The organism is Pseudomonas sp. NFACC13-1, assembly GCF_900104425.1.
GTDB lineage: Bacteria > Pseudomonadota > Gammaproteobacteria > Pseudomonadales > Pseudomonadaceae > Aquipseudomonas > Aquipseudomonas fluorescens_AA.
Genome location: NZ_FMXV01000001.1, coordinates 465014 through 490775 on the forward strand (window position 1 = coordinate 465014; position 25762 = coordinate 490775).

Annotated in this window: 24 protein-coding genes and 1 pseudogene; 12 read left to right on the forward strand and 13 right to left on the reverse strand. The window is 60.3% G+C overall.

The genetic code is table 11. The annotated features are described in order from the left end of the window. Positions 1-35: 35 nt before the first annotated feature. Positions 36-1253 (forward strand): argininosuccinate synthase, encoded by a 1218-nt coding sequence (locus BLQ55_RS02145; protein WP_003204943.1) that lies wholly within the window; start codon positions 36-38, stop codon positions 1251-1253. A gap of 327 nt (positions 1254-1580) precedes the next feature. On the opposite strand, the pseudogene BLQ55_RS32090 reads toward BLQ55_RS02145, so the two are convergent. After that, positions 1581-1838, reverse strand: a pseudogene (locus BLQ55_RS32090) (hypothetical protein); the annotation flags it as partial. A gap of 467 nt (positions 1839-2305) precedes the next feature. On the opposite strand from BLQ55_RS32090, the gene BLQ55_RS02155 reads away from it, so the two are divergent. Next, positions 2306-2932 (forward strand): response regulator transcription factor, encoded by a 627-nt coding sequence (locus BLQ55_RS02155; RefSeq protein WP_053124532.1) that lies wholly within the window; start codon positions 2306-2308, stop codon positions 2930-2932. Between the two features lie 54 nt (positions 2933-2986). Here BLQ55_RS02155 and BLQ55_RS02160 read toward each other — a convergent pair whose 3' ends face one another. The 8 genes from BLQ55_RS02160 to metG all read right to left on the reverse strand — a co-directional run bounded on the left by BLQ55_RS02160 (position 2987) and on the right by metG (position 9771). Next, complete coding sequence (locus BLQ55_RS02160) at positions 2987-3172, reverse strand: PA3496 family putative envelope integrity protein (RefSeq protein ID WP_072408699.1); 186 nt, start codon at positions 3170-3172, stop codon at positions 2987-2989. 107 nt (positions 3173-3279) lie between these two features. Beyond that, the gene (gene nth / locus BLQ55_RS02165; protein WP_053124528.1) at positions 3280-3918 is read right to left on the reverse strand and encodes an endonuclease III; all 639 of its coding nucleotides are present in this window, start codon (positions 3916-3918) and stop codon (positions 3280-3282) included. After that, positions 3915-4448 (reverse strand): Rnf-Nqr domain containing protein, encoded by a 534-nt coding sequence (locus BLQ55_RS02170; protein ID WP_092252056.1) that lies wholly within the window; start codon positions 4446-4448, stop codon positions 3915-3917. The genes nth and BLQ55_RS02170 overlap by 4 nt, the downstream gene beginning before the upstream one ends. Further along, a complete protein-coding gene (locus tag BLQ55_RS02175) occupies positions 4441-5049 on the reverse strand; it encodes an RnfABCDGE type electron transport complex subunit G (RefSeq protein ID WP_092252058.1) in 609 nt (202 codons plus the stop codon). The genes BLQ55_RS02170 and BLQ55_RS02175 overlap by 8 nt, the downstream gene beginning before the upstream one ends. Next, positions 5046-6026 carry an RnfABCDGE type electron transport complex subunit D gene (locus BLQ55_RS02180; protein ID WP_092252060.1) on the reverse strand — a complete coding sequence of 327 codons (981 nt, stop codon included), beginning with the start codon at positions 6024-6026 and terminating at the stop codon, positions 5046-5048. The genes BLQ55_RS02175 and BLQ55_RS02180 overlap by 4 nt, the downstream gene beginning before the upstream one ends. Continuing rightward, positions 6013-7026, reverse strand: coding sequence for an electron transport complex subunit RsxB (gene rsxB / locus BLQ55_RS02185; protein ID WP_092201565.1), 1014 nt, complete (start codon positions 7024-7026; stop codon positions 6013-6015). The genes BLQ55_RS02180 and rsxB overlap by 14 nt, the downstream gene beginning before the upstream one ends. Next, positions 7023-7595 (reverse strand): Rnf-Nqr domain containing protein, encoded by a 573-nt coding sequence (locus BLQ55_RS02190; RefSeq protein WP_092252062.1) that lies wholly within the window; start codon positions 7593-7595, stop codon positions 7023-7025. The genes rsxB and BLQ55_RS02190 overlap by 4 nt, the downstream gene beginning before the upstream one ends. A gap of 130 nt (positions 7596-7725) precedes the next feature. Next, the gene (gene metG, locus BLQ55_RS02195; RefSeq protein ID WP_092201569.1) at positions 7726-9771 is read right to left on the reverse strand and encodes a methionine--tRNA ligase; all 2046 of its coding nucleotides are present in this window, start codon (positions 9769-9771) and stop codon (positions 7726-7728) included. Between the two features lie 345 nt (positions 9772-10116). Here metG and apbC point away from each other — a divergent pair, with 345 nt between their 5' ends. After that, on the forward strand, positions 10117-11211 hold the full coding sequence (gene apbC / locus BLQ55_RS02200) for an iron-sulfur cluster carrier protein ApbC (RefSeq protein ID WP_092201571.1): 1095 nt from the start codon (positions 10117-10119) through the stop codon (positions 11209-11211). A 126-nt stretch (positions 11212-11337) separates the two neighbouring features. On the opposite strand, the gene BLQ55_RS02205 is transcribed toward apbC, so the two are convergent. After that, on the reverse strand, positions 11338-12096 hold the full coding sequence (locus tag BLQ55_RS02205; protein WP_092252064.1) for an SDR family oxidoreductase: 759 nt from the start codon (positions 12094-12096) through the stop codon (positions 11338-11340). A gap of 164 nt (positions 12097-12260) precedes the next feature. Here BLQ55_RS02205 and BLQ55_RS02210 point away from each other — a divergent pair, with 164 nt between their 5' ends. From BLQ55_RS02210 to groL, 4 genes are all read left to right on the forward strand, one after another. Continuing rightward, positions 12261-12992 (forward strand): HugZ family pyridoxamine 5'-phosphate oxidase, encoded by a 732-nt coding sequence (locus BLQ55_RS02210; protein ID WP_092201575.1) that lies wholly within the window; start codon positions 12261-12263, stop codon positions 12990-12992. A 66-nt stretch (positions 12993-13058) separates the two neighbouring features. Continuing rightward, positions 13059-13535 carry an FxsA family protein gene (locus BLQ55_RS02215; RefSeq protein WP_060740954.1) on the forward strand — a complete coding sequence of 159 codons (477 nt, stop codon included), beginning with the start codon at positions 13059-13061 and terminating at the stop codon, positions 13533-13535. 244 nt (positions 13536-13779) lie between these two features. Further along, a complete protein-coding gene (locus BLQ55_RS02220; RefSeq protein ID WP_024619193.1) occupies positions 13780-14073 on the forward strand; it encodes a co-chaperone GroES in 294 nt (97 codons plus the stop codon). A gap of 50 nt (positions 14074-14123) precedes the next feature. Further along, complete coding sequence (groL, locus tag BLQ55_RS02225; RefSeq protein WP_092252066.1) at positions 14124-15767, forward strand: chaperonin GroEL; 1644 nt, start codon at positions 14124-14126, stop codon at positions 15765-15767. Between the two features lie 196 nt (positions 15768-15963). Here groL and BLQ55_RS02230 read toward each other — a convergent pair whose 3' ends face one another. Both BLQ55_RS02230 and BLQ55_RS02235 read right to left on the reverse strand, forming a co-directional pair. Then, positions 15964-16707, reverse strand: coding sequence for a phosphatase PAP2 family protein (locus BLQ55_RS02230; protein ID WP_092201579.1), 744 nt, complete (start codon positions 16705-16707; stop codon positions 15964-15966). A 53-nt stretch (positions 16708-16760) separates the two neighbouring features. After that, positions 16761-18710 carry an LTA synthase family protein gene (locus BLQ55_RS02235; protein WP_092252068.1) on the reverse strand — a complete coding sequence of 650 codons (1950 nt, stop codon included), beginning with the start codon at positions 18708-18710 and terminating at the stop codon, positions 16761-16763. Between the two features lie 207 nt (positions 18711-18917). Here BLQ55_RS02235 and colR point away from each other — a divergent pair, with 207 nt between their 5' ends. The 5 genes from colR to BLQ55_RS32370 all read left to right on the forward strand — a co-directional run bounded on the left by colR (position 18918) and on the right by BLQ55_RS32370 (position 22596). Beyond that, on the forward strand, positions 18918-19601 hold the full coding sequence (colR, locus tag BLQ55_RS02240; RefSeq protein WP_024779529.1) for a two-component system response regulator ColR: 684 nt from the start codon (positions 18918-18920) through the stop codon (positions 19599-19601). Next, complete coding sequence (locus tag BLQ55_RS02245; protein ID WP_092201583.1) at positions 19591-20868, forward strand: sensor histidine kinase; 1278 nt, start codon at positions 19591-19593, stop codon at positions 20866-20868. The genes colR and BLQ55_RS02245 overlap by 11 nt, the downstream gene beginning before the upstream one ends. 114 nt (positions 20869-20982) lie before the next feature. After that, complete coding sequence (locus BLQ55_RS02250; RefSeq protein ID WP_092252070.1) at positions 20983-21651, forward strand: class I SAM-dependent methyltransferase; 669 nt, start codon at positions 20983-20985, stop codon at positions 21649-21651. 4 nt (positions 21652-21655) lie between these two features. Further along, positions 21656-22366: a lipopolysaccharide kinase InaA family protein gene (locus BLQ55_RS02255; RefSeq protein WP_092201587.1), complete on the forward strand. Its 711-nt coding sequence runs from the start codon at positions 21656-21658 to the stop codon at positions 22364-22366. Positions 22367-22368: 2 nt separating this feature from the next. Then, positions 22369-22596, forward strand: a complete 228-nt coding sequence (locus tag BLQ55_RS32370) for a hypothetical protein (RefSeq protein ID WP_092201589.1) — start codon at positions 22369-22371, stop codon at positions 22594-22596. A 135-nt stretch (positions 22597-22731) separates the two neighbouring features. Here the strand turns inward: BLQ55_RS32370 and BLQ55_RS02265 are convergent, their stop codons facing one another. Then, complete coding sequence (locus tag BLQ55_RS02265) at positions 22732-25758, reverse strand: multidrug efflux RND transporter permease subunit (protein WP_092252072.1); 3027 nt, start codon at positions 25756-25758, stop codon at positions 22732-22734. Between the last annotated feature and the right edge of the window lie 4 nt (positions 25759-25762).

Here is a 25762-nt window from a genome sequence, read left to right on the forward strand (position 1 = left end):
TTCACGGCTTTCCGTAGAACCCGTGGAGTGATGGCATGGCGGACGTAAACAAGGTCGTTCTGGCGTATTCCGGCGGCCTGGACACTTCGGTGATCCTCAAGTGGCTGCAGGACACTTATAACTGCGAAGTGGTGACCTTCACCGCTGACCTGGGACAGGGCGAAGAGGTCGAGCCTGCACGCGCCAAGGCCCAGGCCATGGGCGTCAAAGAGATCTACATCGATGACCTGCGCGAAGAGTTCGTCCGCGACTTCGTATTCCCGATGTTCCGCGCCAACACCGTTTACGAAGGCGAGTACCTGCTGGGTACGTCCATCGCCCGTCCGTTGATTGCCAAGCGCCTGATCGAAATCGCCAACGAAACCGGCGCCGATGCCATTTCCCACGGCGCGACCGGCAAAGGCAACGACCAGGTGCGTTTCGAGCTGGGCGCCTATGCCCTCAAGCCAGGCGTGAAAGTCATTGCCCCGTGGCGTGAATGGGACCTGCTGTCCCGTGAAAAACTGATGGACTACGCCGAGAAGCACGCGATTCCAATCGAGCGTCACGGCAAGAAGAAATCCCCGTACTCGATGGATGCCAACCTGCTGCACATCTCCTATGAAGGCGGCGTGCTGGAAGACACCTGGACCGAGCACGAAGAAGACATGTGGCGCTGGACCGTCTCTCCCGAGAAGGCCCCGGATACCCCGCAATACCTGGAGCTGACCTATCGCAATGGCGATATCGTCGCCCTGGACGGCGTGGAAATGAGCCCGGCCACCGTGCTGGCGACCCTGAACCGCATCGGCGGCGAACATGGCATCGGTCGTCTGGACATCGTCGAGAACCGCTATGTCGGCATGAAGTCCCGCGGCTGCTACGAAACCCCGGGCGGTACCATCATGCTGCGCGCTCACCGGGCGATCGAATCGATCACCCTGGACCGCGAAGTGGCTCACCTCAAGGACGAGCTGATGCCCAAGTACGCCAGCCTGATCTACACCGGCTACTGGTGGAGCCCTGAGCGTCTGATGCTGCAGCAGATGATCGACGCCTCCCAGGCTCACGTGAATGGCGTGGTACGCCTGAAGCTGTACAAGGGCAACGTGATTGTCACCGGGCGTAAGTCCGACGAGTCGCTGTTCGACGCCAACATCGCGACCTTCGAAGAAGACGGCGGTGCCTACAACCAGGCCGACGCGGCTGGCTTCATCAAGCTCAACGCCCTGCGCATGCGCATCGCGGCGAACAAGGGTCGCAAGCTGTTCTGACCCTGGCGATAAAAAAACGGCCTGCCTTGAGCAGGCCGTTTTTTTTGCCCTCTGTTTTGCGCGCGCAGCCTATGTGCTGCAGCGCTGTCTCCTGATAGCTCATTCATCCTGCCCGCGGGTCGCAAGGTCTGCGTGGTGGTAAATGACGTACACAACGATGCCGGCGTGTTTCAAATGCTCCGGTCGGCAAGGCTCGATCAGGCGGTGGGATTGGCGGCATAGGATGCAAAGCGGATCCGGCGGTTCATGTCTGGGGCGATGAAGGCTTATCAGTCGCCGCCGCTGGTCCTTGCCCGTCCGGCGTAGCATTCGTTTACGCCGACAGGCCGCGTCATCCATGGTCTTTATGAAGTGTTTGCTCTTGCGAAAATCCGAAGGTGAATACAAGGAACGATAATTGAAGTTGAGGGTGATGAAAAAAAGCAGCAATAAATAAAAGGGAAAGCTGATCAGGAACCAGAGGTAATACTCACGGTCCTGGTCATCCAGAAAAGGCAGGGAAACAGCCGCGGACGTTTCGGATAAAGTCGCGAATATGGCGATAAGGGTCATGGGGTTGGTAATGGTCTTCAAAGGTTTGTTCATGGTTAATGCTCATGGAATATTCATGCTCGTGAGTGGGTTGGAAAAATAATATCGGTGGTTAATAAAGTGTCGCTGAAACAATCAGGGGCGCCGATGTTTTATAACGGCTGCCTGAACGTTTCTTATATATGAATTTCCGCTGCTGAAGTGAGGGGTGCCTGTTTTAACAGTAAATAATTCAGTTACTCTTTATGAGTGAAGTGCTTTCCAATGACCGGTCCGCAGGCAGGCATGGTGGCGAAAGAGCGCATTATTCATAGGGGTACCGGATGCTCAAGGGCGGTCGGTCCTGCTCTGTAAAAAATTGAGGACACATTTTTCCCGGCGGGATTTGTAGGAGTTTTCTGTATAGCTTGTAGGATCTGTCTCTCGGTGCGAGCGGTCAGGGGGGGGCGGCATGCCAAGGTAGAAATGACTAGGCTATTGTGCGTGCTCTAAAAATTCGAACAGCGAAGTTGGATTTGCCCATGAATAAAGTGCTGATCGTGGATGATCATCCCGTCATTCGTCTTGCTGTACGTTTGCTGATGGAGCGTCATGGTTATGAGGTCGTTGCCGAAACCGACAACGGCGTCGATGCGTTACAACTTGCTCGTGAACTTATGCCCGATATCGTCATTCTCGATATCGGTATTCCGAAACTGGACGGGTTGGAGGTCATTGCCCGTTTGACGGCCATACCTTCGTCAATGAAGGTGTTGGTACTGACTTCCCAGGCGCCTGGGCATTTTTCAATGCGCTGCATGCAGACAGGGGCGGCCGGGTATGTCTGCAAGCAACAGGACCTTACTGAATTATTAAGTGCAATCAAGGCAGTGCTGTCCGGCTACAGTTACTTTCCCAACCAGGCATTGCATACGGTGCGATCGAGCCTGGGTAATGCCAGTGAGTCCGATATGGTCGATCGGTTATCGGGGCGGGAGATGATGGTCTTGCAGCAACTGGCGCGCGGCAAGACCAACAAGGAAATCGCCGATGGAATGTTCTTGAGCAACAAGACCGTCAGTACTTACAAGACCCGTCTGTTATTGAAGCTCAATGCCCGTTCGCTGGTCGACCTGATCGAGCTGGCGCAGCGCAATGGGTTGGTGTGAGGCTGCTGTCACGCGTACTCAGTAAAAAGCCTCCGTCAGGGAGGCTTTTACGTGTCAGAGGTCAAAGTCGTAATCGGCCAGTTGCTTCTGTAAACGACGCTCTTCCAGCAGGTTGTCGATGGTGCGGCGCTTGCTCAGGTTGGTTTTCGCTACTTCCGGCACGACCGCAGGTTCACCGTCGTCGGCCTCAACGGCGATGAATTCGTCTTCTACATCCAGTTGTTCTTTGCCAGCACTCATGGGTTCGACTCCAGGCTAAGACTGCCATTGGCGCTCCTTATATCGATAAACCACGGGCTGGTAAAAAAGATTTTTTCAATCGATAGATCGATAAAAGCAATAGCGCCTCAATCGTCCGAGGTCTTGTGCTTGTATTCGCATAAATCTTCGATTCGGCAGCTGCCGCAGCGGGGCTTGCGCGCCAGGCAGACGTAGCGTCCATGGAGGATGAGCCAGTGATGGGAGTCCAGCAGGTATTCCTTGGGGACAAACTTCATCAGCTTCTTCTCCACCTCCACCACGTTTTTGCCGGGGGCCAGTCCGGTACGGTTGCTGACGCGGAAAATGTGGGTGTCCACCGCCATGGTCAACTGCCGAAACGCGGTATTGAGCACGACGTTGGCGGTTTTGCGGCCGACGCCTGGAAGGGCTTCCAGCGCTTCACGGGTCTGCGGGATTTCGCTGCCGTGGCGCTCGATCAGCAGGCGGCAGGTTTCGATCACGTTTTTGGCCTTGCTGTTGAACAGGCCGATGGTCTTGATGTACTCGGACAACCCTTCGACGCCCAGGGCGTAGATCGCCTCCGGGGTGTTGGCGACCGGGAACAATTTAGCCGTGGCCTTGTTGACACCGACGTCGGTGGACTGGGCCGACAGGATGACCGCGATCAGCAATTCGAACGGCGAGGAATAGGCCAGTTCGGTTTTCGGTTCCGGGTTGTCCTCGTGAAAGCGACGGAATATTTCCAGGCGTTTTGCGGCGTTCATGGGCGCGGCGTTTCCTCGGTGGTTGAAGGGGATTTGGCTGCCGTCCAGGCCTGTCGGGCCGCCAGCAGCAGGCCGAGCAAAATGAACCCGCCCGGGGCGAGCAGGGCCAGGGGGAGGCCGCTGCCGATCAGCTCACGCAGGGTGCCCAGGCTGACCATCAAGAGACCGAACACCCCAGCCAGCCTGAGGCGTCCAGGCCAGCGAGACTCGACGAAGAAACCCGCTTGCTCCAGCGCCACGCAGCTCAAGGCGATCCAGCCCAGGTAAAGCCCCAGCGGTCGATACAGTTCCAATGCCCAGCCCTGGACGACAAAACCTATGCAGGTGGTCAGGGTTGCGGCCAGCACGATGGCGGCGAACAGTTGTTGCGTGGTTGTCAGGTATTGCCGGACACACCCCATGGCCAAGCCCTGGCAGAAGAACATCAAGGCCCAGGCCAGCCATAGCACCAGTGCGGCCATCAGCGAATCGCTGGCGCCCACCAGCGGGACGAGCAGCAGGCCGTGTGTCAGGCCCCATGGCTTATTCATTGGCAGGCACTCCCAACCGAGCCTTGTGCTCGTCGAAGTAACGCAACGCGTCGTGAACCGCTTGGAGCACCGCCCGGGACGTCACCGTTGCGCCGGCCAGTTGATCGAACTGTCCCTGGTCCTTCTTCAGGGCCCAGCCGCTGTCGTCAGGCGCCTGGCGTGATTTGCCGGTGAAGGCCTGCATCCAGGCGTTCGGCCACCCGGCAATCGCCGCGCCCAACCCGGGTGTTTCGGCTTGGCGCAACGTCTTGACGCCCAGCAGCCGGCCCTGTGGATCGATGGCGACCAGCAATTCGATGCTGCCCTCGTAGCCTGGCGCCTGGCTACGCAGCAGCACGGCGCTGGGCTGGCCATTGCGGCTCGCCAGATAACCGCCCAGCAGCGTGCTATGGGCCAAGGTCACCGAGGCGGTGAGAACGGGGTGCGCCAATGGCTGATTGTCGTAGAGGTCGGTGGGCAGCACCTCAAGCAAGGTCCTGTTCGCCAATGCTTGCCGCTGGGCTTCGATGCGCCCAGCGGTGCCGAAGTGCGTGAGGTACGTGGCACCGCTACCGAGGCCGATCAACAGGATCAGGATTGCCACGCCGCGGGGATTCTTCATGTCAGTGGCCGCCGTTGTCGCGCCTCGGCAAACCGGTCCAGTGCCGGCACGCCGAGGTTCATCAGCAACACCGCGAACGCCACGCCATCCGGGTAGCCGCCCCAGGTGCGGATCAGGTAGACCAGCAGCCCCATGCCCGCCCCGAACAGCAGGCGGGCGAGAGGAGCCTTGGCGCCCGAGACCGGTTCGGTCGCGATAAAAAACGCGCCGAGCATGGTCGCGCCGCTGAACAGATGAAACAGCGGTGAGCCATGGGAATCGGAGCCCGACCCGTTCCAGCACAGCAGGCTGACGATAAACAGGCTCGCCAGCAGGCCCACCGGCGCATGCCAGCTGAACACCCGTTGTTGCAACAGAAACAGGCCGCCCGCCAGGAAGGCCAGATTGACCCATTCGGCACCGCGGCCACCGAAACGCCCGAACGCCGGATCGCTGGCGAACAGTTCATCGATGGTCAGGCTCGTGTTGGTCCGCAGGCTGTCCAGCGCGGTGGCCCCGGCCCAGGCGTCGGGCGCCGGATGAGTGCCGAACACCTGTTGCAAGCCTTCAAGCAGGCCCAAACCGTGGGACGCGGGACTCATATAGGCGGGAAACGCCATCAGCACCAGGGCATACCCGAGCATCGCCGGGTTGAACGGGTTGCTGCCGACGCCGCCCCACAGGTGCTTGCCGAACAGCAAGGCGCAGGCGGCCGCGGTGACGGTCAGCCACCACGGGCAATACGCCGGCAAGGCCAGGGCCAGCAGCGTGGCACTGACCAGCGCGCTGCCATCGTTCAGCTCGGGTTTGAGCGGCCGGCGGCGCAAACGCAGCACCAACGCTTCGACTGCCAGCGCGGTGAGGCCGGACAACAGCAGGTTGAGCGCCACGCCCCAGCCCTGGAACCACAGCAACGCCAGCACGCCAGGCAGTGTCGCCAACAACACCCGCGTCATCGCTGGCCGCAGCCGTTCGTCCACGGGCTCAGGAAGCGGCATGGACGTCCACCTGGCGTTCGGCATCCTTCACCGCTTGCTCCAACGCCTGCAGTTGTTCATCCGATGCCGCTGCCGTACGGGCTTTGCTGAGTTCGGCGCGGCGCATCGCCAGTTGGATCTTGGCCCGCTTCAGTTCGGCGCTTTGTGCCGGAGCCGGGACTGGCGTGATCGCGGGTGCGGCGTTCTCCAGTTGGCTCAGGGCCTGTTCGGCCGCTTCGAACTGGCGTTGCAGCAGGATCAGTTGCGACTGTTGCTCGAAGGTTGGCGGATGGCCGAACGCTTTCAAGGACTTGTTCAACTGCGCCCGGCTCATGGCCAGGTCAACCTTGGCTTTTTTCAAGGCGGCATCGGCGGTGGCGGCTTTTTGCGCGCGCACGCGTTCCAGTGCGGCTTGTACGGGATCGAGCGGCTGTTCCTGTTCCTTGGCCTGGGCCGCGCGCTGGGTTCGAGCCAAGCGCTCCGCCTGGCGCTGTTCTTCTTCGCGGCGCAGGCGCGCATTGCGTTGTTCGAAGCGGCGCCGGGCGTGGTTGCGCTTGGCTGTTCGCGCCTGTTGCTCGGCGGCGCTGAAGGCCAGGCCGCCGACAATCGGCAACACGCTTGCCGTCGGCAGGGGCCGCATTTCGATGCAGTCGACCGGGCAGGGCGCCACGCACAGGTCGCAGCCGGTGCATTCGTCGATGAGGACGGTGTGCATCAGCTTGGCCGCGCCGACAATCGCGTCCACCGGACAGGCCTGGATGCACTTGGTGCAACCGATGCATTCGGCTTCGCGGATAAAGGCGATTTGCGCTGGAGCCACGCCGCGACTGGTGTCCAGTTCCAGCACCGGTATTTTCATCAGCTCGGCCAGGGCCGCGATGGTTTCGCGCCCGCCGGGCGGGCATTTGTTGATCGGCTCGCCCTGGGCGATGCCTTCGGCGTAGGGCTTGCACCCGGGGTGGCCGCACTTGCCGCATTGGGTCTGCGGCAACAGGGCGTCGATACGTTGAATCAGGCTCATGTTTTGACCAGCCCGCGCAATCCGAGAAAGGCCACCGCCATCAGTCCGGCACTGATCAACTGAATCGGCAGGCCTCGAAAGGGCAAGGCAATAGCGTGATTGAAGGTGCGCTGGCGCAGGTCGTCGAACAGGCTCAGCACCAGCCAGAAGCCCAGCCCGGCACCCAGGCTCAGCGCCATGGCGTGGCCCAGGCCTCGGTCTTCCTGACCGTTGAGCAGCGTGACGCCCAGGATGCCGGCATTGCCGAGCAGCAGCGGCCACAATCCATCGAATGGCATTGCTGGCAGCCAGCGTGTCAGCAGGCGCAACAAGGGCCCGATCAGCAAGATGCTCAAGGACAGCCAGACCAACAGGCGCAGGAATGTCAGATGGGTTGGCACGAGCACCCCATGGTCGACCAGATAACCCAGGGTGCCGACGATCAGCATCAGGCACGCCGTTGCCAGGCCCAGGGCGTGCACCTGCCTTCTGCCGTTGGCCGCCAGCAGCGGATCGACGCCCAGCGGCCAATGCAACACCAGGTTGTTGATCAGGGCGGCGCTGAACAGCGTGAGGACGATTTCGGTCATGGGCGTGTGGGCGACAAAGGGCCTGTTACAAGATTAGGCATTATCCGCCACGCCGGGAGTGCGGGCCAGATATGAAAATCCCACAGCCACCTGCAAGGCGACTGTGGGATCGGTGCAGCACGCGGTCGCGTTACTTGATCCGCTGGCCCGGCTTGGCGCCGCTGTCAGGGCTCAACAGGTAGATTTCCTCGCCACCGGGGCCCGCCGCCATCACCATGCCTTCGGAGATGCCGAAGCGCATTTTGCGCGGCTTGAGGTTGGCGATCATCATCGTCAACCGACCTTCGAGCTTGGCCGGGTCCGGGTAGGCACTCTTGATACCGGAGAACACGTTGCGTTGCTCGTCGCCGATGTCCAGGGTCAGGCGCAGCAGCTTGTCGGCCCCTTCGACGGCTTCGGCCTTGACGATCAGCGCCACGCGCAGGTCAACGGCGGCGAAAGCGTCGAAGTCGATTTCCGGCGACAACGGATCCTTGGTCAACTCACCGTTGCCGGTCGCGCCGCCGGTATCGGTCTGGCTGGCGGCCAGGTCTTCCTTGGAGGCGTCGATCATGGCTTGGACCTTGGTGGCATCGATACGGGTCATCAATGGCTTGAACGCATTCAGTTGATGGTTGCTCAGCAGTGTCTGGTGGTCGTTCCAGGTCAGCGGCGAGACGTTCAGGAACGCTTCGGCATCAGCGGCCAGCAACGGCAGCACTGGCTTGAGGAAGATCACCAACTGGCGGAACAGGTTGATGCCCAAGGCGCAGATGGCCTGGACTTCGTCTTGCTTGCCTTCCTGCTTGGCCAGCGACCACGGGGCCTTGTCGGCGATCCAGGCATTGGCGCGGTCGGCCAGGGCCATGATTTCGCGCATGGCGCGGGCAAAGTCGCGGCTCTCGTAGGCATCGGCGATGCTGGGCGCCGCCGCCAGGAAAGCGTCGGTCAGTTCCGGCGCGGCGTTACCGGCGACCAGGACCCCGGCGTTGCCCTTGTGGATGAACCCGGCGCAACGGCTGGCAATGTTGACGACCTTGCCCACCAGGTCGGAGTTGACCTTCTGCACGAAGTCTTCGAGGTTCAGGTCCAGGTCGTCGACGCCGCGGCCGAGCTTGGCCGCGTAGTAGTAGCGCAGGTATTCCGGCGACAGGTGGTCCAGGTAGGTCCGGGCCTTGATGAAGGTGCCGCGGGACTTGGACATCTTCTGGCCATTGACGGTCAGGTAGCCGTGGACGTTGATGCCGGTCGGCTTGCGGAAACCGGCGCCTTCGAGCATGGCGGGCCAGAACAGCGCGTGGAAGTTGACGATGTCCTTGCCGATGAAGTGATACACCTCGGCCGTGGAGTCCTTGCCCCAGAACGCGTCGAAGTCCAGCCCTGGCGTGCGGTCGCAAAGGTTCTTGAAGCTCGCCATGTAGCCGATGGGCGCATCCAGCCACACGTAGAAATACTTGCCGGGTTCGCCGGGGATTTCGAAGCCGAAGTACGGTGCATCGCGGGAAATGTCCCACTCCTGCAGGCCCGAGTCGAGCCATTCGGCGAGCTTGTTGGCCACCGCGTCGTGCAACGTGCCGCTGCGGGTCCAGGTTTGCAGCATCTCCTGGAAATCCGGGAGCTTGAAGAAGAAATGCTGGGAGTCCCTGAGCACCGGGGTGGCGCCGGAAATCGCCGATTTCGGGTCCTTCAGGTCGGTCGGTGCGTAGGTGGCGCCGCATTTTTCGCAGTTGTCGCCGTACTGGTCTTCGGTGCCGCATTTCGGGCAGGTGCCCTTGATGAAGCGGTCGGCCAGGAACATGTTCTTTTCCGGGTCGAAATACTGGGTGACCGAACGGGTGGCGATGTGCCCGGCGTCACGCAGCTTCAGGTAGATCTGGCTCGACAGCTCACGGTTCTCTTCGGCGTGAGTGGAGTGGAAGTTGTCGAAGTCCACCAGGAACTCGGCAAAGTCGGCGCTGTGTTCGGCCTGGACGTTGGCGATCAGTTGTTCCGGGGTGATGCCTTCCTTTTCCGCGCGCAGCATGATGGCCGAACCGTGGGCGTCGTCGGCGCAGACATAGATGCACTGGTTGCCGCGATGTTTCTGGAAGCGCGTCCACATATCGGTCTGGATGTATTCCAGCATATGGCCGAGGTGAATCGAACCATTGGCATAGGGCAGGGCGCTGGTGACGAGAATCTTGCGTGGCTCGGACATGGGGCTCGGCTACTTGATGAAACGGAGGTCGGCCACTATAAAGCGCCGGGAAATATATTTCACCCCACTGGCCTGTTTCCGCATGCATCGGTTGGGGGGGGCCTGGGCCAGGCACAATCTGTGGCGAGGGGATTTATCCCCGCTGGGTTGCGAAGCAACCCCAAAACCTGGCACCTCGGTGAGTCAGGCTGATCAGGTTCGAATGTTTTGGGACTGCTGCGCAGTCCAGCGGGGATAAATCCCCTCGCCACAAAGGTGTTCGCCCTGCTGTAATCGGGTCGCCACGCGGGAGCGCTCGGCGTAGGATAGCGGCCTGTTTTTCAAGTCTTGCTATCGGAGTTGCCCATGAGCGCCGTCAACCGCGCAGCGGTGGAAACCGTCCTTCGCCAGTACACCGACCCCTACCTGAACCAGGACCCGGTCAGCGCCGGATGCGTGCGCGCCATCGACATCCAGGGCGATCGCGTCAGTGTCCAGCTGGAAATCGGCTACGCCGCCGACCTGTTCAAGAGCGGCTGGGCGCAGATGCTGCAAATGGCGATCGAAGGCCTGGACGGCGTGAGCGCCGCGACGGTCCAGGTCACCAGCGTGATCGCTGCGCATAAGGCCCAGGCGCAGGTGCCGGGGCTGGCCAACGTCAAGAACGTGATCGCCGTGGCCTCGGGCAAGGGCGGCGTGGGCAAGTCCACCACCGCCGCCAACCTGGCCCTGGCCCTGGCCCGTGAAGGGGCGAAGGTCGGGATTCTCGACGCGGACATCTACGGTCCGAGCCAGGGCATCATGTTCGGGATCGCCGAGGGCACCCGGCCCCAGATCAAGGACCAGAAGTGGTTCGTGCCGCTGCAATCCCATGGGGTGGAAGTCATGTCCATGGCCTTCCTGACCGACGACAACACGCCGATGGTCTGGCGCGGACCGATGGTTTCCGGGGCCTTGCTGCAACTGGTCACGCAAACCGCGTGGGGCGACCTGGATTACCTGGTGATCGACATGCCGCCGGGCACCGGCGATATCCAGCTGACCCTGGCGCAGAAAGTCCCGGTGGCCGGTGCGGTGATCGTCACCACTCCCCAGGACCTGGCCCTGCTGGACGCGCGCAAGGGCGTGGAGATGTTCCGCAAGGTGAACATCCCTGTGCTGGGCGTTGTAGAGAACATGGCCGTGCACATCTGCTCCAATTGCGGACATGCCGAGCACCTGTTCGGCGAAGGTGGCGGGGAAAAACTGGCGACCCAGTACGGCGTCGAATTGCTGGCTTCGCTGCCGCTGTCGATGGTGATCCGCGAACAGGCCGACGGCGGCAAGCCGACGGTCATCGCCGAACCGGACAGCCAGATCGCCATGGTCTATCAGGAACTGGCCCGCCACGTGGGCGCGCGGATCGTGTTGCAGGAGGCCGCTTCACCGGCGATGCCGAACATCACTGTCAGCGACGATTGATCGACTGAAACCCTATCCACTGTGGGAGCGAGCTTGCTCGCGATAGCGGCGTATCAGTCGCATCAAGGCTGACTGAACTGACGCTATCGCGAGCAAGCTCGCTCCCACATTCGGTTTGCGGTGACCTTAGATCCGCAACCCGCCATCCATCTCCAAGATCCGACCGGTGTAGTAGTCGTTCTCGAAGATATACGCCGCCGAATGGGCGATCTCCTCGGGCTTGCCCATGCGCTTGAGCGGAATCCCCGAGGTCATTTTCTCCAGGGCTTCGGGTTTCATGCCCAGGGTCATCTCGGTTTCGATGAAGCCCGGGGCGATGCCGGCGACACGGATGCCGTAGCGCGCCAGTTCCTTCGCCCAGGTCACGGTGGCGGCGGCCACACCGGCCTTGGCGGCCGAATAGTTGGTCTGGCCGACATTGCCGGCGCGGGAAATCGACGAGATATTGATGATGGCGCCGCTGTTCTTCAGCTCGACCATTTTCGCCGCCACTTCACGGGTGCACAGGAATACGCCGGTGAGATTGACGTCGATCACGGCCTGCCATTGGGCCAGGCTCATCTTGGTCATTTCGCCGTCCTTGACCTTGAGCAGCAGGCCGTCGCGCAGGATCCCGGCGTTGTTGATCAAGCCGTGGATCGCGCCGAAGTCCTCGGCCACCCGGGCAACCATGTCGATGACCTGATCTTGATTGGCGACATTGCACAGGTAGGCACGGGCCTCGACGCCCTTGGCTGCGCAGGCGGCCACCGCCTGGTCGAGTTTTTCCTGGTTGAGGTCCACCAGCGCCAGCTTTGCGCCTTTACCGGCGAAATACTCGGCCATGGAACGACCCAGGCCCTGGCAACCGCCAGTGATAATGATTACTTTGTCAGTGAGTTGCATTCTCATGTCCAGGTGGCGCAGCGGTGGAGGGGACCTGTTGGGAGGCATCTCGATTCGCGACGGTGTAGCCCGATTGCACACGAGAACTGTCCCCTAGGTGTATCGGAACATTACTCCAGTCGCCTGACCGTTTTCTAGACGGATTTTATAGAAGGAGTCATAAATTGAGCGTTGAAGCTGCCAAGCATGCCCGGGAACTGCTGCTCAAGGAGTACCGTGGAATGCTCTCCACTCATTCCAGATCCATGCCCGGCTTTCCGTTCGGCTCCGTCGTCCCGTATTGCCTGGACGCACAGGGCTGGCCGCTGATCCTGATCAGCCGCATTGCCCAGCACACTCACAATCTGCAAAAAGACCCCAAGTGTTCGATGCTGGTGGGCGAGCGCGGTGCCGAGGATGTGCAGGCCGTGGGGCGCCTGACCTACCTGGCCGAAGCCCGGAAGCTCGAAGACAGCGCCGCCATCGAAGCGGCCGCCGAGCGTTATTACCGCTATTTCCCCGACTCGCAGAACTACCACAAGGCCCATGATTTCGATTTCTGGGTGCTCGAGCCGGTGCGTCATCGCTACATCGGCGGCTTTGGCGCCATTCACTGGATCGATCGGCTCACCCTGGCCAACCCCTTCGCCGGTAAAGCCGAAGCCAGCATGATCGAGCATATGAACGCCGATCACGCCAAAGCCATCGCCCATTACGTGGAGCTGGCCGGCCTGCCGAAAAGCGAGCCGGCGCAACTGGTGGGCATCGACAGCGAGGGCATGCACCTGCGCATTGGTCTGGGCCTGCACTGGCTGGCGTTTGCGACACCTTGCAACACCCCGACACAAGTGCGCGAAGCCTTGGTTTACTTGGCTCACGCCGAGCAATGGCCAAAAAATGCCGAGGCCGACGCTTGAATTCACGAAAGGGCGACGTCATTTAGGGTTTCATAGCAAGGCATTCTTGCGTTGAGGAACCATTTGATGCGCCCTTTTTTATTGCTCTTTCTGCTGTTTCCGGTGTTGGAGCTGTTCGTATTCGTCAAGGTCAGCGGTGCGATCGGGTTTTTCCCGGCGCTGTTGCTGGTCATTCTCGGCTCGATGCTCGGCGTGTTCGTGCTGCGCATCGCCGGCCTCGCCACGGCATTGCGTGCCCGTGAAAGCCTGAACCGTGGCGAGCTGCCTGCCCAGACCATGCTCGAAGGCCTGATGCTGGCATTGGGTGGCGGGCTGTTGATCCTGCCAGGTTTCATCAGCGACGTGCTGGGCCTGGTCATGCTGTTGCCGTTCACCCGCCGGCTGCTGGCCAATAAAATGCGCCAGCGCGCCGAAGAACAGGCAATGCGCCAGCGGGCCTTCGCCGATGACCTGCAGCCCCGTGGCGGGCCGGCTCCGCGAGAACCCCTGGGCCGTGAGCCCAATGTGATCGAGGGCGAATTCGAACATCGCGACCCCAAGTAAAAAACCACGACACGGCACCTTCGGGTGCCGTGTTCGTTTTTGGCTCCGAGAAGTAAAAAATTTCATACCGTGCCCTTGTAATCGCCTTGTGCGCCCTTATGTATGGGTCACCGCAAGGTTTCCGGTGGCAACACCGGACAGACTTCCGCGGTTCGCTTGACGAACCGCACCCGGCACAGCCGGATTCGTTAAACCCGCCGGGACTACACCGGCCGATGAAAACCACAATTAGGAGAGATCGACAATGAAGCTTCGTCCTCTGCATGACCGCGTCGTCGTCCGTCGCAGCGAAGAAGAAAAGAAAACCGCTGGCGGTATCGTCCTGCCAGGTTCGGCTGCTGAAAAGCCAAACCAGGGTGAAGTCCTCGCTGTAGGCCCAGGCAAGGCACTGGAAAACGGTGAAGTACGTGCGCTGTCCGTGAAAGTGGGTGACAAGGTTGTGTTCGGCCCTTACTCCGGTAGCAACACTGTGAAAGTTGATGGCGAAGACCTGCTGGTTATCGGCGAGAGCGAAATTCTCGCTGTTGTCGAAGGCTGATTTACCCGCTCATTTTCCCGCGACTACAAAGTATTTAAGGAATATCGATCATGGCTGCTAAAGAAGTTAAATTCGGCGATTCCGCCCGCAAGAAAATGCTCGCCGGTGTCAACGTCCTGGCTGACGCAGTAAAAGCGACCCTGGGCCCGAAAGGCCGTAACGTGATCATCGAGAAGAGCTTCGGCGCTCCGACCATCACCAAGGACGGCGTTTCCGTAGCCAAGGAAATCGAGCTGAAAGACCGCTTCGAAAACATGGGCGCGCAGCTGGTCAAAGACGTTGCCTCCCGTGCCAACGATGACGCCGGTGACGGCACCACCACCGCGACCGTACTGGCTCAGTCGATCGTCAACGAAGGCCTGAAAGCCGTCGCTGCCGGCATGAACCCGATGGACCTCAAGCGCGGCATCGACAAGGCGACCATCGCCATCGTCAAGGAACTGAAGGGTCTGGCCAAGCCTTGCGCTGACTCCAAGGCGATCGCCCAGGTCGGCACCATCTCCGCCAACTCCGACAGCTCCATCGGCGACATCATTGCCGAAGCCATGGAAAAAGTCGGTAAAGAAGGCGTGATCACCGTCGAAGAAGGCTCGGGCCTGGAAAACGAACTGTCGGTCGTAGAAGGCATGCAGTTCGACCGTGGCTACCTGTCCCCATACTTCGTCAACAAGCCAGACACCATGACCGCCGAGCTGGACAGCCCGCTGATCCTGCTGGTGGACAAGAAGATCTCCAACATCCGCGAAATGCTGCCCGTGCTGGAAGCCGTTGCCAAAGCCGGCCGCCCACTGCTGATCGTGGCTGAAGACGTTGAAGGCGAAGCCCTGGCGACCCTGGTTGTGAACAACATGCGTGGCATCGTTAAAGTCGCAGCCGTCAAGGCTCCAGGCTTCGGCGACCGTCGCAAGGCCATGCTGCAGGACATCGCCGTACTGACCGGCGGTACCGTGATCTCCGAAGAGATCGGCCTGAGCCTGGAAAGCACCACCCTGGAGCACCTGGGTAACGCCAAGCGCGTGATCCTGTCCAAGGAAAACACCACCGTGATCGACGGTGCCGGCGTCGAGACTGACATCCAGGCTCGCGTGACCCAGATCCGCGCACAAGTGGCCGAGACTTCGTCCGACTACGACCGTGAAAAACTGCAAGAGCGCCTGGCCAAACTGTCCGGCGGTGTTGCAGTGATCAAGGTCGGTGCGGGTTCCGAAGTTGAAATGAAAGAGAAGAAAGCCCGCGTTGAAGACGCCCTGCACGCTACCCGCGCAGCCGTCGAAGAAGGCGTGGTACCTGGCGGTGGCGTGGCACTGGTTCGTGCCCTGCAAGCCATCAGCGAACTCAAGGGCGACAACGATGACCAGAACGTGGGCATCCAGTTGCTGCGTCGCGCTGTAGAAGCACCGCTGCGCCAGATCGTTGCCAACTCCGGCGACGAACCAAGCGTTGTGGTCGACAAGGTCAAGCAGGGTTCGGGTAACTACGGTTACAACGCTGCTACCGGCGAATACGGCGACATGATCGAAATGGGTATCCTGGACCCGGCCAAAGTGACTCGTTCGGCTCTGCAAGCGGCTTCGTCGATTGCCAGCCTGATGATCACCACCGAGGCGATGATCGCTGAAATCAAGGAAGACGCTCCAGCTGGCGGCGGCATGCCAGACATGGGCGGCATGGGTGGCATGGGCGGCATGATGTAAGCCAGCCTTACCCCTGTAGCGAAAAACCCCGCCTGCGAAAGCAAGCGGGGTTTTTTATTGCCTTGTATTTATGAGCGACGCCAATCCCCCTGTGGGAGCGAGCTTGCTCGCGATTACGGTGTGTCAGCTCATATATCCGGCACTGACCCACCGCTATCGCGAGCAAGCTCGCTCCCACATTGGGATGCGGTTCAGTTCAGGCATTGGCGGGACGGGTTACAGCTACGCGATCAGCCGTGACGGCCGGTCGGTACAGGATGTAGTAGTAACACCCCAGGCAAATCAGCCAACAGAACACCGCCGTCCACACGTTATGGGAAAAGAAGTGTGCCCCTTGCATCATCCGCCCCAGGGAAAACACCGTGCCCAACGTCAAGGCCAGTACCAAGGCCCGGCGGGCCAGGCGCGGACGGCGGTCGCGCAGGACGAAGAACAGCGCAAACAATGTGAACCCGGTGGCGGCGTGACCGCCGGGCCAGCAGCGGCCGGGTTTGTCGGTGGCCGGGCGTGGGCTGAGCAGTTCACTGTAGGTTTCCTTGCCGCCGAATTCCTTCAGGCTCCAGGGGCATTGCACAGCCGTCACCGCTTTCATCGGGGTGACGAAAGACGTCGCCAGTGCCAGGGACAGCACCAGGCAACCCAGCTCGCGTTTGAATGGTTTGAGCCGGGTGATGAAGAACGAGCCGATGAATCCGATGATGGCAAGCACCGAAAAGGCAATCACCAGTTGTTTCGCCCGGTCGTGGAGGATGTCCTCTAGAAAAAAACTGTGGCGCCCGATGAAATTGCCAACGGTTGGGTCATAAAACAGCCGGGCCAGGACCATGTCCAGATCGGTCCACTCCAGCAAAACCAGAATGATCGCCGTAATGGCGGGAATCATGAGGCATAGCCAGAAGTTCAGTGGGCGAGGGGCAGGGCGTAGAACGCTTGATGACATGACAGATCCTGAACAAGGAAAGCGCCCCAGGACATCAGCCTGGGGCCGTTCGGTTAACGTTCGCTGATTTGCTCGGTACCCTCCTTGGGTACTCTCCAGCCAAGCAGCTGTTGCTTGAAGCCATAACTGGCGGTTTGGTAATACGTGATGGTACGGCTGACCAGGGGGTCTTCGCGGGTTGCCCGGGATTCACGACTCTCGGTCAATGCATCGTCATGCCGGCGCAGGCCCTGGCGCGGGCTTAGGATCGCCAGGTCCTTGCCGTCGAACAAGCCCAGATGCTGGTAATTACCTATGACGACACGGGGCGGCAATGGGGTGTTCTGCAGCAGATTGCGACCGAAGAACGTCGATTGGTAATCCATGTTCAGCAATCCGAGCAACGTCGGGGCCAGATCGATTTGACTGGCGAGTTGGTCACTTTCTCGCGGTTCGATCAACTGCGGCGCGTAGATGAACAGTGGGATCTGGTAGTTGCTGATCGGCAGGTCTTCCTTACCGGCGCTGCCGGCGGTGTGGTCGGCTACGAAAACGAAGAGTGTGTTATCGAACCACGGTTTTTGCCGCGCCTGCTCCAGAAACTGACCGATGGCGTAGTCGGTGTACTTTACCGCCCCATCGCGGCCACTGCCGGATTTGATGTCGATCCGGTTGTCCGGATAGGTGTAGGGACGATGGTTGGAGGTGGTCATCAACTGCAATAAAAAGGGTCGCTGCTTGGCGTAATTGGCGTCGGCCAGTTTCAACGTCTGTGCGTACAGGTCTTCGTCGGCCATGCCCCAGGCATTCTTGAAATGGATTTCGGATTCATCGACGCTGCTTTGATCAACGACCCGATAGCCGTTACCGCTGAAGAACGCGTTCATGTTATCGAAGTAGCCCCGCCCGCCATAGACAAATACGCTGTCGTAGCCCACCGCACTCAATTGCTGGCCCAGGCTGGCGAACCCGCTTTCCCGGCCGATGCGTTTGACGATCGAACGTCCCGGGGTCGGTGGAATGGCCAGGGTGATGGCTTCCAGGCCGCGGTCGGTGCGGGTGCCCGTGGCATAGAAATTACTGAAATACAGACTCTGTTTGCGCAAGGCGTCCAGGTTGGGCGTGAGGTTGCGTTGGTCACCGTTGCTGCCCAGGTATTTGGCACTGAGACTTTCGATGGTAACCAGCACGATATTCGGTTTCCGGGCGGCACCGGGATTGTCGATCATACGGCGGATGTCCTGTGGGTCTTCGCCGATGAAGCGCGCGCCAGGTTCGTTCAGTTCGGCACGTATCTGTTGGGCGACGGTCGCCGGGGGTAAGTTGCCGTAGAATTGCCCATAGTCCAGTTCGTTGTTGCGAAACGCTGCGAAGAACTGATACGGGCCGTTGCTCGACAGTTCGTTCTGATAGGCATTGCCGCCCTGGGCGCGCGGCGTATCCTGGCTGAGCAGTTGCAGGCTCAGGCCGACGGCAACCAGCAGACCCAGGGCGCTGAGCAGGCGTGTGCGCAAGGGCGGTAAAGGCGCACGGAACGCGGCATTGAACGGTTTACTCAAAGCCAGGCTCAAGCCCACGGCCAACACCGCGAGAATCGTCAGCAGGGTGCCGATCGGGTAAGACTCCAGCACGTTGTTCAGCACTTCATCGGAATAGACCAGGTAATCGACAGCGATGAAGTTGAAGCGCACGCCGAACTCATCCCAGAACAGCCATTCGGCGACCGCGGTGAACAGCATGATGAAGACACTGATCGTCAGCAGCCCCCGAAGAAACCAGCGGTGACCGCGACGGTGCCATAGGGCCGCAGGACAAAGCAGCAGATACAGGCCCATCGGCAAGATCGCGTAGGCGAGGAAACCCAGGTCATACAGCAGGCCGATAGCAAACACGGAAAACGCGCCGCCTCCGGCCTCATCCAGATGGGTCAGCAGCAAAACGGTTCGGGTCAGGAGAAACACCACCAGCCAGGCGCTGGCGATCAGCGACAGCAAGCGCATAGGCGCTGTTTTGATAAAGTCCATTTACTACTTTCCTTATTTTTCAATCCGATAGTGCAAAGTGTTGCCCCCTCACTGTAGTCAGGTTGTGAACCTATGGTGAAAAAAGCATTGGAAAGCTGATGGGCGGAAGGCGTCTGTTTGCGCGGTGCCCAGCCCTAGCCCTGAGTCGGCATTGGCCGTAAGCTGCGCTGGCCAAGATGGCCGTTAACCGTATACGCAGAGGTGCCCATGCGAATTCTATTGGTCGAAGACAACCGTGACATCCTGGCCAACCTGGCCGATTACCTGGGGCTCAAGGGCTACACCGTCGATTGCGCCCAGGACGGTTTGTCGGGGTTGCACCTGGCGGCGACCGAACATTACGACCTGATCGTGCTCGATATCATGCTGCCAGGCATCGATGGCTACACCTTGTGCAAGCGCCTGCGCGAAGACGCCCGGCGCGATACGCCGGTCATCATGCTCACTGCCCGGGACCAGTTGGACGATCGCCTGCAGGGCTTCAAGTCCGGTGCCGATGACTACCTGATCAAACCGTTCGCCTTGTCGGAACTGGCGGCGCGGATCGAAGCCGTCATGCGTCGTGCCCAGGGCGGTGGCCGGCGGGCCTTGCAGGTCGGCGACCTGAGCTACGACCTCGATACCCTCGAAGTGACGCGCGAAGGCAAGCTGCTCAAGCTCAACCCCGTCGGCCTGAAGCTGTTGGCGGTGCTGATGCAGAAAAGTCCCCATGTGCTGCGCCGCGAAATCCTCGAGGAAGCGTTGTGGGGCGACGATTGCCCGGACAGCGACAGCTTGCGCAGCCATGTCCATCAACTGCGCCAGGTGATCGACAAACCGTTCGAAAAGCCGTTGTTGCACACCGTGCACGGCGTCGGCTATCGCCTGGCCGAGGGCCGCGATGGAGTTTAAGCAAAGCCTTGCCCAACGGATCATCATCGCGTTTGCGCTGATGAGCGCATTGGTGGCCGGTGCGTTCGCCATGGGCATCGTGGCGACGGTCCATCTGGTTGAAGAGAAACTGATCTCCGCCGGGCTTGGCGGTGATCTGCAACGCCTGCTGTTGATGGACAGTGTCTCGGACTGGAACCATCGGCCGGAACCCGACCAGTTGTTTTATTTCAGTGGCGGCCCGGGGGATTTCGAGTTGCCCAAGGATCTGCGCCATCTGGAGCGCGGTTTCCACGAGGTGTTTCGTGAGCAGTTGTCCTATCACGCCATGGTCGAGATCGTTGACGGCCGACACTACGTGTTGCTGCAAGACCAGAGCGACTTCGAAGAGCGCGAACGGGTACTGTTCGCCGTGGTGCTGGTGGGGTTCGTGCTCAGTCTGGCGCTGGCGGTATTTCTGGGCTGGGTCCTGGCACGGCGGGTGATGGCGCCCGTGGTTCGCCTGGCCCGGCAAGTGCGTCATCGCGATCAGCTCTTGGGGCTCGCGCCGCCGCTGGCCCCGGATTATGCCGCCGATGAGGTGGGAGAACTGGCGGTGGCGTTCGACGCCACACTGGGACGTTTGCGCCAGGCCTTGACCCGCGAGCGCTTGTTTACCAGCGACGTGAGCCACGAGTTGCGCACACCGTTGATGGTCCTGGCGACCTCTTGTGAGTTGCTGTTGGAAAACCCGGCGCTGGACCCGCGCGGTCGTACCCAGGTCGAGCGTATCAATCGGGCCAGTGAAGAGATGCGCGAGCTGGTGCAGACCTTCCTGATGCTCGCCAGGGCCGAGCGTGAAGACAACGGCATGTCGCCTCGGCTGACCCTGGGGCAGGTGGCCGAGAACCTCCTTGGCGTATGGCGTGCCCCCATCGAATCCAAAGGCCTGACGCTGATCTTCGAACCCGGGCAAACTGTCGACACCCTGTATAACGCCACGTTCCTGACGGCCGTGATGGGCAATCTGTTGCGTAATGCCCTGCACTACACCGACCATGGATTCATCCGCCTTTCGCTGACCACCACCGGATTCGTGGTCGAGGACAGCGGCGTGGGAATTCCCGAGGAGAAGCGCGAAGCGATGTTCGAGCCGTTCGTGCGCGGTAACGAAAAACGCGGCGAGGGCTTGGGATTGGGCTTGTCCCTGGTACAGCGCATTTGCGAAAACCAGGGCTGGACAGTCAGCCTCAGTACGATGGAGCCCAATGGTTGCCATTTCGAAGTGGAATTGAATCCAAAGGGCTAAGCCCCTATGCTGAAAAGTCTTGTAAACATTGGAGCGTTTACCTGACTTTATTTTCACAAAGGCATGACATTCCGATTCATAAGGTGGGCTCGATCAGTCATCGAGGCCCGCCTAATGTCCAAACCCATCAAGCTGGAATTTTCTGAAAAATACGACGAGCTGCATGCCAGGGAATATTTTCATAAGCATCGTCGTGGCTTGAGTCGCCGTCTTTCCAACCAGCGAGACCAACAACTGGCCCGGCGTGCATTGGCCCTCGTTGGAGACCCTGGCCTGGTCCTGGACCTGCCTTGCGGTGCGGGGCGCTTCTGGCCTTTGCTGGCCGAAAAACCGAACCGAGTCATTATCGGCGCGGACAATTCCGAGGCCATGCTCAGTACGGCATTGGAGGCTCAACCGAGCGATGTCGTAAAACGGGTACGGCCCTTGCACACTTCTGCGTTCGACATTGCCTTGCCTGATAACGCCGTCGACAGTATTTTTTGTATGCGTTTGTTGCATCACATCGGTGAACCCGCGCATCGACTGGCGATTCTCAAGGAATTCGAGCGTGTCAGCCGTGACAGCGTGATCGTTTCATTGTGGGTCGATGGCAATTTCAAGGCCTGGAAACGCAAGCGTCTGGAGCGCACTCGTGAGCAGAAAGACTACCAGAATCGATTTGTGTTACCGACAGATACAGTAGAAGAAGAGTTTCGACAGGCTGGGTTTCGTATTCAGGAACGGCTGGATTTCCTACCGCTCTATGCCATGTGGCGAGTTTATGTATTACGCAAGAGGTAAGGGCATGGGTGTACAGGCAGCAGAGACGTCAACAATTCTCCTCGACGACTTCGAGCATTTCTGGCGTCAGCAGGGTGAGTGGGTGGAAGAGCCCAATGTGCGTCGCGGCGGTGAAAGCGGTGTGCAACGGATCAGGGACCAAGACGGCAAGCTGCTTTATGCCAAGCGTCAGACCGGACACATTTATCGCAGTTGGCTGCACCCGTTCGGTCGGCCGACCGTACTGCGTGAACAGGATGCACTGCTGGCGTTGACTCGGCTTGACGTCCGCGTCCCCCAGCTGATTTTCTGTGGCGCCCAGCGGGACCCGGTTCATAAGTGGCGTGCGCTGCTGGTGACCCAGGCGCTGGAAGGTTTTGAAGAGATCGAGCACTGGTATGCCGGCGGTGGGCGCGAGCGTCATGGCGAAGCGGTGCATGATCAAATCCTCCTGGCGCTGGCTGAAAACCTGGCCCGCATGCACAAGGGACGCTGGCAGCATGGCTGCATCTATATCAAGCATGTTTTTGTGCGTGTGACCGGGGAGGGCGAGGCGGCTAAGGCCGAAGTAGCCCTGCTGGATTTCGAGAAGTGCCGTCAGCGTCTGACCGCCCGGCGTGCGGCTTCCCATGACCTGAAGCAACTGCGGCGCCATTCGTCGTTCAGCGATGCCGACTGGAAAAAACTCGTCTACTTTTATGAGACGGCGTTTGGCAGCGCTATCAAAGGTTTATAGCGATGAAACTAGAAATTGCTAGAGGTTTGTTTTTAGTCGGAGCCCTGGCAGTTACGTCGATGGCGGTGGCTGTATGGGAACAGCCACGCTCGCAGATCCTCAGTGCCTCCAGTGCGGGTGCGCATTGTCCCCTGCCGCGTGTGGCAAAGGCGAGCGAGGCGATCCGACCGGACGATGATCTGCTGCTGTTCATGTTCAGCCTGTCCCAAGGGATGAGGCCTCAGAGTTGAACATCACGAAGCCAAAAAGGCCTCGCCTGTGCGAGGCCTTTTTTTCCTGTCGCAATCTCCGGTCGAGCACTAAAACCTGTGCGAGGGAGCTTGCTCCCTCGCCGCAAAAAACATCCAGTTCCCTTCTGGCCGCCTTCAGTGTTTGTCCGGCCTGGCCAGCAGTGTGTAGACGCAGGGCAGCACAAACAGGGTGAACAAGGTACCAATCGACATGCCCGTGGCGATCACCGTGCCGATGTCGAAGCGGCTCACTGCCCCGGCGCCGGTGGCGAAGATGAGCGGCACCATGCCGAACACCATCGCCGCAGTGGTCATCAGCACCGGTCGCAGACGAATCGACGCGGCTTGTTCCACGGCTTCGCGCGGCGACAGGTTCTGTTCCCTGCGCAACTGGTTGGCGAACTCGACAATCAGGATCCCGTGCTTGCTGATCAGGCCGATCAGCGTCACCAGGCCCACCTGGGTATAGATGTTCATGCTCGACCAGCCGAGGAACAGCGGAATCAGGGCACCGCAGATGGACAACGGCACGGTCACCAGGATCACCAGCGGGTCCCGGAAGCTTTCGAACTGCGCGGCCAGCACCAGGAAGATAATCGCCAGGGCCAAGGCAAAGGTCACCCACAACGCGCTGCCTTCCTGTACGAACTGGCGTGAAGCCCCGGCGTAATCGAAGGCGAACCCCACCGGCGCTTCCTCCCGGGCGATCTGGCGGACGGTCTCGATGGCCTCGCCCATGCTCACGATGGGAAAGCCTGAAATCGTCACCGCATTGAGCTGCTGGAACTGGTTCAGTTGCCGCGGTCGCGCCCGGTCGCTGACCTTGATCAGGGTCGATAGCGGTAGCGATTCACCCTTGGCATTTTTCACGTAGTAATTGTTCAGCCATTCCGGGTTGTCCCGGAACGGTCGTTCGACCTGGGCGATGACCTTGTAGCTGCGGCCTTCGAGGGTGAAGCGATTGATCTCCGATTCCCCCAGCAGAGTCGCCAGGGTACCGCCCAGGTCCTGCATGGAAACACCCATCTGGGCGGCCTTGGCGCGATCGATATCCACCACGACTTCTGGCTTGTCGAACGCAAGGTCGATGTCCATGAACGCGAACTTGCCGGAATCCAATGCGCGCTTTTTGACCCGGTCGGCAACCTCCAGCAGCGTTGCGTAGTCCTTCGGGGAGTTGATGACGAACGCGAACGGCAAGCCTTCGCCGGTGCCCGGCAGCGAGGGCAGGTTGAAGCCGAAGATCTGCAAGCCAGGCACGCTTTCCAGCTTGGCCTGGACCTCGGGCAGGATCTCCATCTGGGTGCGGTCGCGTTCGTTCCAGGGCTTGAGCAGGAAGCCACCGATGCCCGACTGTACGCCGTTGTAGCCATTGATCTGGAACGAGGAGTAGTACTCCGGGAACTCCTTGAAAATGGTAATGAAGTGATCGGTATAGGTGTTCAGGTAGTCGAGGTTGGTGGGCTGCGGGGCGTTGGCCATCATGAAGATGATGCCCTGGTCCTCGTCGGGAGCCAGTTCGGATTTGCTGAACATGACCAGCACCGGGATCAGCAGCAGCACGATCACCGCGAACACCAGTACCACCGGCCGGGTGTTGAGCGTGCCATGGAGCATGCGCTGGTAACGGCTCTTCAAGCGTTCGAAGAGCATGTCCAGCCGATGGGCCAGCCCCGAGGGGTTTTCATTGTGGCGCAGGAGCAGGGCGCACATCATGGGCGACAGGGTCAGGGCGACGATCCCGGAGATCACCACCGCCCCGGCCAGGGTCAAGGCGAACTCCTTGAACAAGGCGCCCGTCAGGCCCTCGAGCAGGCCGATCGGTGCATACACCGCCGCCAGGGTGATGGTCATCGAGACCACCGGCATGGCGATTTCCCGGGCACCTTCTATCGCGGCGTCGAACGGGGTCTTGCCTTCCTCGATGTGCCGGTGAATGTTCTCCACCACCACAATGGCGTCGTCCACCACCAGGCCGATGGCGAGCACCATGGCCAGCAGCGTCAGCAGGTTCATCGAGTAGCCCATCAACTGCATGAAGAACATCACGCCGATCATCGACAGCGGGATGGTCACCACCGGGATGATCACCGAACGCAGGGCGCCGAGGAACAGGAACACCACGACGATGACGATCAGCACCGCTTCGAACAGGGTTTTCACCACCTCGTCGAGGGACGCCTGGATGAACAGGGTGGCGTCGTAGGCGATCTCGGCCTTGAGGTTGGTCGGCAGTTGCGCCTCCATCTCCGGCATGATCTTGCGCACTTCCTTGATCACATCCAGCGGGTTCGCGCCCGGCGTGGCCTTGATCCCGATGTACACCGAAGGCGTGCCACCAAAGGAACTGATGGTGTCGTAGTTCTCGGCGCCCATTTCCACGCGGGCCACGTCCCGCAGCAACACGCGGCTGTCGCCGTCGGTCTTGAGCGGGATCGCGGCGAAGGCCTCGGCGGACTTGAGTTCGGTGTTGGCGTTGATGCTGGTGACGACGTATTCGCCTTTCACTTCACCGGCGGCGGAGAGGAAGTTGTGCTGGCGCACGGCATTGGTCACGTCGGCGGCGGTCAGGCCGAAGCCGGCGAGCTTGACCGGGTCCAGCCACAGGCGCATGGCGAAGACCTGGTTGCCGAGGATCTCCGCCTCGGCCATGCCGGGCAGTGTCGCCAGCTTGGGCTGGATCACCCGCGACAGGTAGTCGGTGATCTGCGGGTTGTTCAGTTCCTTGCTGAAGAAGCTGATGTACATCAGCGCCGAGGCATCGGCGGCCTCGCGGCTGAGGACCGGGTCCTCGGCATCCTGGGGCAACTGGTTCTTGACCTCGTTGGCCTTGGCCAGCAGTTCGGTAAAGAGCCGGTCGCTGTTGGAACCGATGCGGGCATAGACCGAAATCACCGAGAAATTCTGGCGACTGACCGAGGTCATGTAGTCGATGCCCTCGGCACTGGCCAGGCTCTGCTGCATCGGTTGGGTGATGTAGCCCTGGATGGTCTCGGCGTTGGCCCCGGGATAGGCGGTGGTCACCGTGATCAGGGCGTTTTCCATTTGTGGATACTGACGCAGGGGCAGCTTGCTCCAGGCCTGGAAGCCCAGCAGTACGATCAACAGGCTGACCACGGTGGCGAGCACCGGGCGACGGATGAACGGATCGGTAAAAGCCATGGGG

Coding starts and splice junctions, on each gene's coding strand:
- BLQ55_RS02145 (WP_003204943.1), top strand. CDS start 36: ATGGCGGACGTAAACAAGGTCGTTCTGGCGTATTCCGGCGGCCTGGAC.
- BLQ55_RS02155 (WP_053124532.1), top strand. CDS start 2,306: ATGAATAAAGTGCTGATCGTGGATGATCATCCCGTCATTCGTCTTGCT.
- BLQ55_RS02160 (WP_072408699.1), bottom strand. CDS start 3,172: ATGAGTGCTGGCAAAGAACAACTGGATGTAGAAGACGAATTCATCGCC.
- nth (WP_053124528.1), bottom strand. CDS start 3,918: ATGAACGCCGCAAAACGCCTGGAAATATTCCGTCGCTTTCACGAGGAC.
- BLQ55_RS02170 (WP_092252056.1), bottom strand. CDS start 4,448: ATGAATAAGCCATGGGGCCTGACACACGGCCTGCTGCTCGTCCCGCTG.
- BLQ55_RS02175 (WP_092252058.1), bottom strand. CDS start 5,049: ATGAAGAATCCCCGCGGCGTGGCAATCCTGATCCTGTTGATCGGCCTC.
- BLQ55_RS02180 (WP_092252060.1), bottom strand. CDS start 6,026: ATGCCGCTTCCTGAGCCCGTGGACGAACGGCTGCGGCCAGCGATGACG.
- rsxB (WP_092201565.1), bottom strand. CDS start 7,026: ATGAGCCTGATTCAACGTATCGACGCCCTGTTGCCGCAGACCCAATGC.
- BLQ55_RS02190 (WP_092252062.1), bottom strand. CDS start 7,595: ATGACCGAAATCGTCCTCACGCTGTTCAGCGCCGCCCTGATCAACAAC.
- metG (WP_092201569.1), bottom strand. CDS start 9,771: ATGTCCGAGCCACGCAAGATTCTCGTCACCAGCGCCCTGCCCTATGCC.
- apbC (WP_092201571.1), top strand. CDS start 10,117: ATGAGCGCCGTCAACCGCGCAGCGGTGGAAACCGTCCTTCGCCAGTAC.
- BLQ55_RS02205 (WP_092252064.1), bottom strand. CDS start 12,096: ATGCAACTCACTGACAAAGTAATCATTATCACTGGCGGTTGCCAGGGC.
- BLQ55_RS02215 (WP_060740954.1), top strand. CDS start 13,059: ATGCGCCCTTTTTTATTGCTCTTTCTGCTGTTTCCGGTGTTGGAGCTG.
- BLQ55_RS02220 (WP_024619193.1), top strand. CDS start 13,780: ATGAAGCTTCGTCCTCTGCATGACCGCGTCGTCGTCCGTCGCAGCGAA.
- groL (WP_092252066.1), top strand. CDS start 14,124: ATGGCTGCTAAAGAAGTTAAATTCGGCGATTCCGCCCGCAAGAAAATG.
- BLQ55_RS02230 (WP_092201579.1), bottom strand. CDS start 16,707: ATGTCATCAAGCGTTCTACGCCCTGCCCCTCGCCCACTGAACTTCTGG.
- BLQ55_RS02235 (WP_092252068.1), bottom strand. CDS start 18,710: ATGGACTTTATCAAAACAGCGCCTATGCGCTTGCTGTCGCTGATCGCC.
- colR (WP_024779529.1), top strand. CDS start 18,918: ATGCGAATTCTATTGGTCGAAGACAACCGTGACATCCTGGCCAACCTG.
- BLQ55_RS02245 (WP_092201583.1), top strand. CDS start 19,591: ATGGAGTTTAAGCAAAGCCTTGCCCAACGGATCATCATCGCGTTTGCG.
- BLQ55_RS02250 (WP_092252070.1), top strand. CDS start 20,983: ATGTCCAAACCCATCAAGCTGGAATTTTCTGAAAAATACGACGAGCTG.
- BLQ55_RS02255 (WP_092201587.1), top strand. CDS start 21,656: ATGGGTGTACAGGCAGCAGAGACGTCAACAATTCTCCTCGACGACTTC.
- BLQ55_RS32370 (WP_092201589.1), top strand. CDS start 22,369: ATGAAACTAGAAATTGCTAGAGGTTTGTTTTTAGTCGGAGCCCTGGCA.
- BLQ55_RS02265 (WP_092252072.1), bottom strand. CDS start 25,758: ATGGCTTTTACCGATCCGTTCATCCGTCGCCCGGTGCTCGCCACCGTG.